At 77.4% G+C, this 854-nt stretch carries 1 protein-coding gene; it reads right to left on the reverse strand.

Going from position 1 to position 854, the window contains the following annotated elements; genetic code table 11:
• Positions 1-854: RluA family pseudouridine synthase (locus D7W79_RS42370; RefSeq protein ID WP_147442370.1), on the reverse strand; the 854-nt coding region annotated here is incomplete at both ends.

The raw sequence follows: 854 nt of genomic DNA on the forward strand, positions 1-854 counted from the left end.
CTCCGGAATGCCCACCCCCGCCGCGTCGAAGAAGGCGCGCAGGTCGTCCGGCACCGGCGCCTCCAGCCGCAGCGGCTGGCCCGTGCGCGGATGGCCCAGCTCCAGCGCGTGCGCGTGCAGCAGGCAGCGCGGCGCCATCAGGCTCCCCGCGCTCCCAGCACCGCCGTAGCGCGCGTCCCCCAGGATGGGCGTCCCCAGCGCCGTCAGGTGCGCCCGGAGCTGGTGCGTGCGGCCCGTCCGGGGCAGCAGCTCCACCAGGCAGAAAACGTCCCCCGTGAACAGCGTCCGGTAGTCCGTCCACGCGGGCACGCCGTTGGCCGCGCGGGTCGCCCGCCAGCGCCCCGGCCGCGACGGGTCCTTCGACAGGGGCAGGTCCACCGTGCCGCCCGCCGGAAGCCCCGGCCCCGTCGCCGCGAGGTACCGCTTGCGCGCGGTGCCCTCCCGGAACGCCTCCGCCAGCGCGGAGGTGGCGGCGGCCGTCTTGCCGAACACCGTCACCCCGGAGGTCTCCCGGTCCAGCCGGTGCACCAGCCCCGCCTGCCGTCCCAGGTGCTCGCTCACCACGTCCACGAGGCTTCCGCCCACGCGCCCTTCCGTGGGCTGCGCGTTCAGGCCCGCGGGCTTGTCCACCGCGATGACGTCCGCGTCCTCGAACAGCACGCGCAAGGGGGCCGCCGGCTTCGCGGCCTCCAGGGGACTCTGCCCCGCCTCCTCCAGCACCACCGTCACCACCTGCGCGGGCTGCAGCCGCACCGCCCCGTCCCGCGCGCGGCGCCCCGCCACGTACACGGCGCCCACGTCCACCAGCCGCCGCACGTCCGCCACCGGCAGCCCCAGCTCCGCCGCCACCGCCT

Source organism: Corallococcus exercitus (genome assembly GCF_003611585.1).
GTDB lineage: Bacteria > Myxococcota > Myxococcia > Myxococcales > Myxococcaceae > Corallococcus > Corallococcus exercitus.